9 protein-coding genes and 3 pseudogenes are annotated in these 9,638 nt (G+C 39.1%); 11 read left to right on the forward strand and 1 reads right to left on the reverse strand.

Annotation, left to right across the window (positions count from 1 at the left end):
• The 11 genes and pseudogenes from ABD010_RS02995 to ABD010_RS03045 form a co-directional block, all read left to right on the forward strand.
• A pseudogene (locus ABD010_RS02995) lies at positions 1-162 on the forward strand (NADP-dependent oxidoreductase); the annotation flags it as partial.
• 42 nt (positions 163-204) lie between these two features.
• The gene (locus ABD010_RS03000) at positions 205-1,134 is read left to right on the forward strand and encodes an NADP-dependent oxidoreductase (RefSeq protein WP_343810186.1); all 930 of its coding nucleotides are present in this window, start codon (positions 205-207) and stop codon (positions 1,132-1,134) included.
• Between the two features lie 49 nt (positions 1,135-1,183).
• A pseudogene (locus tag ABD010_RS03005) lies at positions 1,184-1,454 on the forward strand (aldehyde dehydrogenase family protein).
• Between the two features lie 191 nt (positions 1,455-1,645).
• The gene (locus ABD010_RS03010) at positions 1,646-2,284 is read left to right on the forward strand and encodes an SDR family oxidoreductase (RefSeq protein ID WP_010529126.1); all 639 of its coding nucleotides are present in this window, start codon (positions 1,646-1,648) and stop codon (positions 2,282-2,284) included.
• A gap of 116 nt (positions 2,285-2,400) precedes the next feature.
• Positions 2,401-3,521, forward strand: a pseudogene (locus ABD010_RS03015) (NADH-dependent flavin oxidoreductase).
• Positions 3,522-4,186: 665 nt separating this feature from the next.
• A complete protein-coding gene (locus ABD010_RS03020) occupies positions 4,187-5,197 on the forward strand; it encodes a ketoacyl-ACP synthase III (RefSeq protein ID WP_343810188.1) in 1,011 nt (336 codons plus the stop codon).
• Positions 5,198-5,367: 170 nt separating this feature from the next.
• Positions 5,368-5,817 (forward strand): GNAT family N-acetyltransferase, encoded by a 450-nt coding sequence (locus ABD010_RS03025; RefSeq protein ID WP_343810190.1) that lies wholly within the window; start codon positions 5,368-5,370, stop codon positions 5,815-5,817.
• A gap of 196 nt (positions 5,818-6,013) precedes the next feature.
• Positions 6,014-6,592 carry a hypothetical protein gene (locus tag ABD010_RS03030; protein WP_343810191.1) on the forward strand — a complete coding sequence of 193 codons (579 nt, stop codon included), beginning with the start codon at positions 6,014-6,016 and terminating at the stop codon, positions 6,590-6,592.
• Between the two features lie 365 nt (positions 6,593-6,957).
• Positions 6,958-7,374: an RDD family protein gene (locus ABD010_RS03035; protein WP_343810192.1), complete on the forward strand. Its 417-nt coding sequence runs from the start codon at positions 6,958-6,960 to the stop codon at positions 7,372-7,374.
• Between the two features lie 513 nt (positions 7,375-7,887).
• On the forward strand, positions 7,888-8,151 hold the full coding sequence (locus tag ABD010_RS03040) for a hypothetical protein (RefSeq protein ID WP_343810194.1): 264 nt from the start codon (positions 7,888-7,890) through the stop codon (positions 8,149-8,151).
• Between the two features lie 319 nt (positions 8,152-8,470).
• Positions 8,471-8,923 carry a hypothetical protein gene (locus ABD010_RS03045; protein ID WP_343810197.1) on the forward strand — a complete coding sequence of 151 codons (453 nt, stop codon included), beginning with the start codon at positions 8,471-8,473 and terminating at the stop codon, positions 8,921-8,923.
• Between the two features lie 146 nt (positions 8,924-9,069).
• Here the strand turns inward: ABD010_RS03045 and ABD010_RS03050 are convergent.
• On the reverse strand, positions 9,070-9,638 hold a 569-nt coding region (locus ABD010_RS03050), incomplete at its 5' end, for an ATPase (protein WP_343810199.1).

Raw genomic sequence — 9,638 nt, forward strand, 5'->3', positions numbered from 1 at the left:
TTCAGTGAAGGTATCCGAGATCTTTCAAGCTGGTTAGCCGAGGGGAAACTGAAATATGAAGAAAATATTGTGCAAGGATTTGAGAACGTACCAGAAGCTTTTCTCGGGTTGTTTAAAGGTGAAAATCTTGGCAAGCAACTTATAAAAGTCGATGGGGAATAACGAATTAGGAATAAGGAAATGCATGATGAAGGAGGACCTAAATTGAAAGCAGTTATTATTGAAAAATACGGCGGGATTGATGAGTTAAAGTATACGGAAATAGACGAACCAAATTTGAAAGACAATGATGTTTTGATTGAGATAGCAGCTACGTCCGTAAACCCCGTTGATTGGAAAATACGTGAGGGGTATCTGAAAGGAATGCTGGATTATAACTTTCCGCTTACTCTCGGTTTGGATGCCGCAGGAACAATAAAAGAGATAGGAAAAAAAGTGACGAAATTCAGGGTCGGAGACAAGGTATTTACCCGGCCGGATATAACCCGTAATGGAACTTATGCGGAATATGTAGCTGTTGATGAAAACCTTGTTGCAAAAAAACCGGAAAATCAATCTTTTGAAGAAGCTGCATCAATTCCGCTTGTTGGATTAACATCGTGGCAATGTCTTGATGACTTTGCTGACATCAAACAAGGTGACAAAGTGTTAATTCACGCTGGATCAGGAGGAGTTGGAAGTTTTGCCATTCAACTAGCAAAATCCTTGGGTGCCTGGGTGGCAACGACATGCAGCACGAAAAATGTTGAATTTGTTAAATCGCTGGGGGCAGACAAAGTTATTGATTACCGCAACGAAGATTTCACACATGTTCTTGCCGATATGGACATTGTGTTTGATACGCTTGGCGGTGACATCCAGACGCAAAGTTATGATGTTTTAAAAGAAGAAGGTGTTCTGGTTTCTATTGCTGATCAGCCTGATCAGGAATTATCCCAAACGAAAAAGGTGAAAGCGGGCTATGTTTTCCTTGAACCTGATGGTGAACAGCTTGCCAAGATCGGGGAAATGATTGAACAAGGAAAGATCCGCGCAAATGTAGGGACAGTTATGAAACTTGAGGAGATTCAAGAAGCCCACCGATTAAGTGAAACACATCATGCCAAAGGAAAAATTGTCCTCCGAGTGGGGTAAGGTAAGGAAAGTGCACAGATTTTACTAACGATTTTGGCAAAGGAGTGACATCGCCAACGATTCACCGTATGGCTTAGGCGGAGCCTTCCATTCTGATTCCTTAGAACATGGGGTAAACATCGCTAGAAGACTTCATATCGGTATGGTTCATGTCAATGATCACCGTTAATGACGAGTCCCACGTCCCGTTTGGCGGGGAAAAAGAATCAGGTCTTGGTCGATTTAATAGGGACTGGATTCTTGACGAATTCACAACAGTACAATGGGTATCTGTCCAACACGAAAGACGCGATTATGGTCTTATTTTGATTAAGGGCTAGCGTGGTAAAATAGAATAAAAGTTCAATATCGAATCCATACTTGATGAATTCGGTATTGATAGCGTATAAGAGACTGCTTAATGGAATTGATTCGATTGTTTAATCCTACTAGAGAAGATAAATTTAAATATTGGGGATGAAAAATAACCATCAGTTAAAGCTGTGAAATTAGTAGATGAGGAGCTGTTGATATGAAAGTATTAGTGATCGGTGCATATGGACAAATTGGACAACATATTTTATCTGTCCTGGACAAGAGCGAACATCAAGCAAAGGCGATGATTCGCAACGAAAATCAGGCGAATGAACTAGAACATTTAGGGGCGGAGGTTGTTGTTGCCGATTTAGAACAGGATTTTTCTTATGCTTTTGACGGTTGCGATGCGGTGATTTTTACCGCTGGTTCCGGTGGCCATACCGGTCCTGAAAAAACGGAATTGGTGGATCGCCAAGGTGCTATGAAGGCGGTGAACGAGGCAGAAAATAATCATGTAAAGCGTTTTATCATGGTCAGTTCAATGAATGCTGATACCCCTGATAATGGTCCGGAGTCCATGAAATATTATTTCAAAGCAAAAGGCGATGCGGACAAAAACCTGCAATCCAGCCATTTGAATTATACCATTCTCCGTCCCGGAAGGTTATTAAACGAACCTGCCAATGGGACCATTACCGCGGCGGAACATATCGAAGACCGTTCCAATGGCATTCCGCGTGCTGATGTAGCGCAGGTTGCTGTCACTTCACTAGATACAGAAAATACATCCCATCGGGTGTTTGAAATTCTCTCAGGCGATGTTCCGATTGAAGAGGCACTAAGGAATATCTAAGGAATTTGCGAGTAATGAAAGTATTTATATGATATGCGATAGGTTGTTTTTATTATAGGAAATTTTTGTAAAATAATCTTTTTTAAGGTTGAAGTTATAAAGGGGAGGCAAAAACGTTGAATGAAAAATACCAGCCATTATTTGAATCCTTTTCTTTTCCGAATGGTACCCGATTGAAGAATCGTGTGGTCATGGCCCCCATGACCAACTGGTCCTCAAATTCGGACGGAACGGTTTCTGATGATGAAGTGAAATATTATAAACGTCGTTCAAAAGGGTCAGCATGGTCGTCACAGCCTGTGCCAATGTGACAGCAGGCGGCAAAGGCTTCTCCGGCGAAATTGGCGTGCACAATGATGATATGATCCCGGGATTAAGAAGGTTGGCGACAACGATTCAAGATCAAGGCGCCAAAGCGGTCTTGCAAATTTATCATGGCGGACGGTTGTGTCCACCGGATTTAGTCCCAAATGGGGACATTGTCAGTGCTAGTGCAGTTCCGGCAGGAGAGAACGAACCGGTTCCCCGTGCATTAGAGGATGGCGAAATCAAGGAAATCATTCATGCGTATGGGGAGGGCGCACCTCGAGCCATTCAAGCCGGATTCGACGGGGTTGAAATCCATGGAGCGAATGGATACCTGATCCATCAGTTCTTTTCTCCTCATTCAAATCATCGTGACGACCACTGGGGTGGAAGCCTGAAAAAACGAATGAACTTTCCACTGGCTGTCATCAATGAGATCCAGAAAACCGTGGGTGACCACGCAAAAGATCCATTCATCGTGGGGCACCGGCTTTCTCCTGAAGAACCCCAAACTCCAGGTATTACAATGGCGGACACGTTGGAATTCGTCGATGTTTTAGCCGATCAGGAACTGGATTACATTCATGTTTCACTAATGAATTTTTGGTCCCGTCCTAGACGAGGCTTGGAAGATACACGTTCACGCTTAGACATCATCCAAGATCGTGTAGGGAACAAAGTCCCTGTTGTCGGAGTAGGCTCCATCTACTCAGCCGAGGATGCCCGATCCGCAATCCAAAGCGATGTACCTTTGCTAGCTTTAGGACGCGAACTTATTATAGATCCCGACTGGGTAGGCAAAATCGAACAAGGAAAGGCTTCCGATATTGAGACGATTTTAGATACAAATGGTCAAGATCGGCTGGTCGTACCGAATCCTCTTTGGAAAGCGATTATCCACACCCCTGGATGGTTCCCTGGTGTTGATTAACAGATTTAAAGCCTTTGCCACCTACAAAAAGGTGGCTTTTCATAAGATTGATTCCAATAATAATGGTTACGGACTTTTTAAAAACCTTTCATAACGCCATTATACTCACAAACTGTATATTTTACTGTTATTCTGGTAGATGCCCCATCCAGTTCTTCAGCCGTTCAAGATATCCGTCGACATACCTTCTCTCGAAGAGAGGCTTCAAGCCTTCGTTCTGCCGAATCAACTGGCTTCATACCTCAAAAATAGATGCACTCAGGATTGTTGACGAGATGAATTCGGGAAACGTGGTTCCGTCATTTTCACCCTCCGTTGTAAAGTTGGAATTCATTTGAAAGTTCCCAGCATTTCGTGCCTCAAAGTGTTTATAGCAGAACTTGTCGCGTCGCCCGTTGCGGAAGATAGGTAATCAATTTCAGTAATATTTTAAGGCTACCAACTTTATTGTTATATGACTGACTTTTATGTTAAACAACAACAATAACCATTACGGAAGGTTTTCTAAAAGAAATTTACGATGAATGGTATTAAGATAAAAGTATTCTTCAGCTAAAGGGCGCGCTTCTCGAATAGAAGGCGTCCTTCTTAAGGGTACATTTTTAGTACCAGGTAATAATATCATGTGTTAAAGTGGAATAAGAATAAGGTAAGGAGTGAAATGAATGACTCAATCAAAAGCTCGCATTACAGCCGTTGGAAGTTATGTACCGAAACGTATATTATCTAATGCTGATTTAGAAAAAATTGTTGACACAAATGATGAGTGGATCACTCAGAGAACAGGTATGAAAGAACGTCGCATAACAGAGGAAAATGAATTTACATCCGATTTATGTATTAAGGCGGTGGAAAAAATAGTACAAGATTATAATAAGAATCTTGACGATGTTGATTTAATTATTGTTTCCACCTCTACAGCAGATTACGCATTTCCAAGTGTAGCTTGTCAAGTTCAAGAACATTTTAACTTGAAAAGTACTGGTGCATTTGATTTGAATGCGACATGTGCTGGGTTTACATATGGGTTACACGTAGCCAATGGTTTAATTACCTCCGGACTTCACAAAAAAATATTGGTAATTGGGGGAGAGACGTTATCGAAAGTTACGGATTACACTGATCGTTCGTCATGTGTTCTGTTCGGCGATGGGGCTGGCGCGGTATTAGTTGAATATGATGAACAAAAACCCAGTTTTATATCTTCTGTTTTAGGGACGAATGGGGAAGGTGGGATCCATCTTTATCGTACTGGATTGTCAAAGCAAATGAATGGTATGGATTTGCTTGGGAATGGAAATATGGTTCAGAATGGGCGCGAAGTATATAAGTGGGCGGTACGAATGGTTCCAATTGGTCTCCAGACATTGTTAGAAAGAGCAAATTTAAAAACAGAAGACATTGATTGGTTTGTACCTCATAGCGCAAATTTAAGAATGATTGAATCTATTGGTGAAAAATCACATATTAGTATGGACAACACATTATACAGTGTTGAAAATATGGGAAATACTTCATCGGCATCGATACCATTAGCACTCGACCTCGGAATAAAAGAAGATAAATTACATTATGATGATACGGTTATCCTGTATGGATTTGGCGGGGGACTCACATATACCGGATTGATTGTTAAATGGGGAGTTCCTGACCGATCAAAAACCACTCAAAAGTAATAAATACTTGATTGCAACTATTCCTCAAACGGGCGCCAATCTGGAATAAGATTCGGCGCTCGAACCATAATAATTTACCCCAAAATGATATTATACAAAGAGAGAAAGGAGAATCCTATCTGATACAAGTTACGAAGGCCAACGAAGGTCATGTTGAAGGAATTTCAAGTGTGTGTATTAGAGCCTATTGGGCTACATATGGAGAAACTCACTCAAATAAATGGATTGAAAGGGTTATTAGGGACTTTTATAATCACGAAAGAATATTAAAAGAAGTAACCGAATCAAATCGTGACTGGGGTGGATATTTTGTAGCGGTTGAAAAAGAGAAAGTAGTTGGTGCTGCTGGTGGAGGAATGATAGATGAAGGGGTCGGGGAATTATTTGTAATATACGTTGACCCCGCAAGGCGAAATGAAGGAATTGGGTCTAAATTACTTGATTCTGTTACGAAACAACAAAAAGAGGAGTATGGTGCCAAAAAGCAATGGGTATCCGTTCAAAAAGGAAATATGAAAGGAATTCCCTTTTACGAATCCAAAGGCTTCAAATTTCAATATGAAAATGTTCCAAAAGAGTATCCAACGTATATTAAACTAAGACACTCCAGGGAGATTTAAAATCATTTTTTTGTTTAACTGAACCAGCTAATAGCAGAAAGGACTATTCCGTTAACGGGCGCACTTGCGGAATAAAGGGCAGCATCCAAATTGCCATTGTAGGGCCATTTAATGGAATAAGGCTTATTGAACTAAATGGTATAGTTGTTAATTTACTGTTAAAAATATACCCAAATATAATTTTGGGGTGATGTAAATGAAGAAAGGATTTTCTCTGTTACTGATTGTTTTCAGTATTTTCTTTTATGGGGTAAATTACGGAACAGTATATGCAAATACTAACAGTAAACCTAGACCCATAGAGGAATTCTTTCCTGAATTTGGCGGGTATACGACAGCTGAAGAAGCTATAAAAAAATTCGAACAACATTTTAACCGAGATTTAAAACTACCGCTTAGAATTCCACCTATAACTTTCACTCATTATTTGGGAAGGTTTAGCGATTTAGATGGTGATAAAAATGACACTTTGGAGCTGAAGTTCATAAATGAAGATGCACCTGAAAATCATTACAAGATAGATGTTCACCCCGTCGAGCATAAAATTCAAATTCCAAATAAGTATATTATTAAAAAAGTTAACCTAAAAAACGGAAATGAAGCAATATATATGCAGTATAGCGGTGGTTGGTATGCTTTAGTCTTTGAAAGGGATAATTGGCAATATATGCTGAGTGTCGATGAAAGGGTCTCTGATAAGGTCACTGCTGAAGTATTAGTTGAAATAGCCGATTCAATTGATTACCCAAGTGAGAAGAAAAATGCACTTCCATAATTTTTTTATTAAGCTAACGGGTGCTTATCCCGAATAGGGTAAGTGCCATTTTTTATGGAAAAAGGATTGAGGAATTACTTGTAGTTTGAAATAATCGGTATTATGCGAAAGAGAAGGATTGTTGAATATTGTCAGGAGTCCTAAGGTGAAGAAAACGAATAAGTGGAGATTTACCTGGCTTTTAATTACTGTAATTTTTATGGTGCTGGATGTTTGATGGTGGGGATTCGTTCTGGGATTTCTTATTCAATTAAACCGAATGAATTTTTTAATACGAACTATTTCAGTACCAGTACTCGAAGAAGTTTTTAGTCGATAAATGTCAAAGGATTTCGCATATTTTTAAAGAAGAAGGGAGCTTACAAATGGAAAAATCACGAGCAGGATTCTGGATTCGCCTTGGGGCTAATATTTTGGATGGTCTTTTACTTGGTGTTCCCATAGGCATTCTTGCTGTGGTACTTGGACTATCAGTTGGAAATAAGGATATCATCACCACCGTCATTACTGCCCTTTATTATTTATTGTTACCTGTATTATGGTATGGCTACACTGTAGGTAAAAGGGCTTGCAGCATTCGCATTGAACGCATAGACGGAGAGAAGATTGGCTTTAGAACAATGGTGCTCCGTCATATTGTGGGGTTCATAATCGTTTATGGCTTAACGTTTGGAATCGCAACAATTGTCAGTGCGTTCATGGTTGGCCTTCGCGAAGACAAACGTGCCATACACGACTTTATTGCAGGTACCTGTGTCGTCTATGCAAAACCGGAGGATTGACAGTCGGGACAGAGTCTTAACAAACAAGTCTTATAAAGAGGCTAGCATATATACCCTAATACTAATATTAGACTCCTCGATTAGCCAATGGTAGAAAGTGAATATTCTGGAATTGGGCGCAAATCCGGAATAAAAGATTGCACCGCCTGCTTATAAAACCAGATGGTTGAGGAAAGATCTCCTGTATTCATGTAGAATAATAAATGAGGTTGTTGTTTAACATTGTCGGAAGATAAAAATATATTAAGGGGAGAAAGATGGCGTTTATTTTTACATTTTTCGTAGTATGGATATGTAGTTTTTTGATTGCAAGGATTTTAAGCTTTTTTTCAAAAACATACTGGAAGAACGATTTATTGATTACATTTGCTCAATCATTAGTAATAACAATTTTATTAGTCTTTTTCGTTTAAGGAAAGCAGACATAAAATATTTCATTAACGGGGGCAAGAATTTAATAAATTTAATAATAATGGAATGTTTCAGTAGTTTTTACATAGAGGTGACTAAGCTATGAACCATTTAACCAAAGGATTATACGGAGAAAATGCTCACGTTAGCACATTGACGATTTTCGACGAATTAGGAATCGAGCAAGCAGGTGAGGTGGTTCTAAACCAGCATTCAATCTGGCAAATTCTAAATCATATGATCTACTGGCAAGAATATATTTTATGTCTTTTGAAGGGAGAAGAGACAGTACCGCCAAAACATGCTTCAGAGACATGGCCAGCAGTGGTAAAACCACCTGCCAAAAGGATTGGGATTTGGCTGTAAACAAATTTACAGATGGTTTAAATGAAGCTGTTCGATTTACGGAAAACGACCATGGCGTTTCAAATGGTCAGGTAGAGCATCTTCTATCGTTAATTTCCCATAATAGTTATCATTCAGGGCAAGTTGTGATTATCAGACACTTTCTAAATCAGTGGACACCTTCTACGGGTGGGGATACATGGTAAAAGCACACTACAGAGATAGACAATATTTGTGTCATCGATGCAATACGAACGGGCGCAGTTATCGATTAAGAGCTGTGCTCGTCTTGCTCATAAGGGTCATTTTGTTGAAAGAAGATGGATAAAGGTGTGGTAGTATGAAGCGACTATTAATCAGCTTGACTTTTTTATTGGTTGTTTTATCGGCCTGCAATAATGATGAGTCAACAACTAGTTATTATCTGTCCTTATCCGGTGAAAGCAACCATTGGAAATTGGATAGTTATGAAATTGTGATGTCGGCCAATGAAATCAAAGCAGGATACGGAACATTGACGATGAAAAGTGAAGACAAACATATGGCAGACTTTTTCGGTTTTGACGTTTACACCGTTATTGATGGGACAAAAACCACTCTCCATAGTGGCTCCGTGTCCGGGGAAACAGATATTGCTAAAGAGACTACTGGCACCCTCGAAGGCGAAAGTAAAAATCTTACAGAATTTCCCGAAGTTGATAAAATCTATATGGAAATCACCTGGAATGATGATCGTACAGATGGTGACCAAAAAGAAAGACTTGTCCTATATAATAAAGATAAAAATGGCTAAACGTTTTTGAACTCAGAATGAACATAAACGGAAAAAGTAATTTTCTATTTATACCGCAATCGGGCGCTTATCCGGAATAAATAAAATTTGATAACTCCAAAATTTTATAACCGGACCAATTTTCCATGTTTGCAAAATTGGTCCGGTTATAGTTCTGTTGATGGTTTATTTTGAAATTGTTGCCATAAAGGCAATGCCCAATTAGGTAGATGATTAACTTCAAAAGTTATTTTACCATTATTTATTTCTAATATAATTTCTCCATCGTCTTTACTGTTGTCAATTAAAATAAGGTTATCGATAATAGGGGGATATTCGTACAGGTGTTTAAATGAAGTTTGGTCTCTTCTGAGAATATCTTCACTTGGTATAGGATGACCACCGTTTTTTACTCTCATTGCAACTCTTTCAATATTTTTACTAACATTATTGAGTGCAGTGTAAAACATAGTCACTTCATAACCATATTCTTTGGCTTTCGCTATTTGTTTAAGTGTATTCTTTCCAGCAAGGGTTGTTTCAATTGAAAAATCCTTACCTTCCTTTATATATTGATTAACTGATTTAATGACTTCTTTTCCCGCTGTAACTCTTTTTGCAGTCGGATTTTCTGGATCCAATCGTCGTGCAATAGCATCGGCATCAATGTTGATATCAACACCAATTTTGTCGATAATCAAATTGCGAAAAGTGCTCTTACCACTACCGTTATTAC

It is taken from the genome of Virgibacillus siamensis (genome assembly GCF_039522605.1).
Taxonomy (GTDB): domain Bacteria; phylum Bacillota; class Bacilli; order Bacillales; family Amphibacillaceae; genus Lentibacillus; species Lentibacillus siamensis.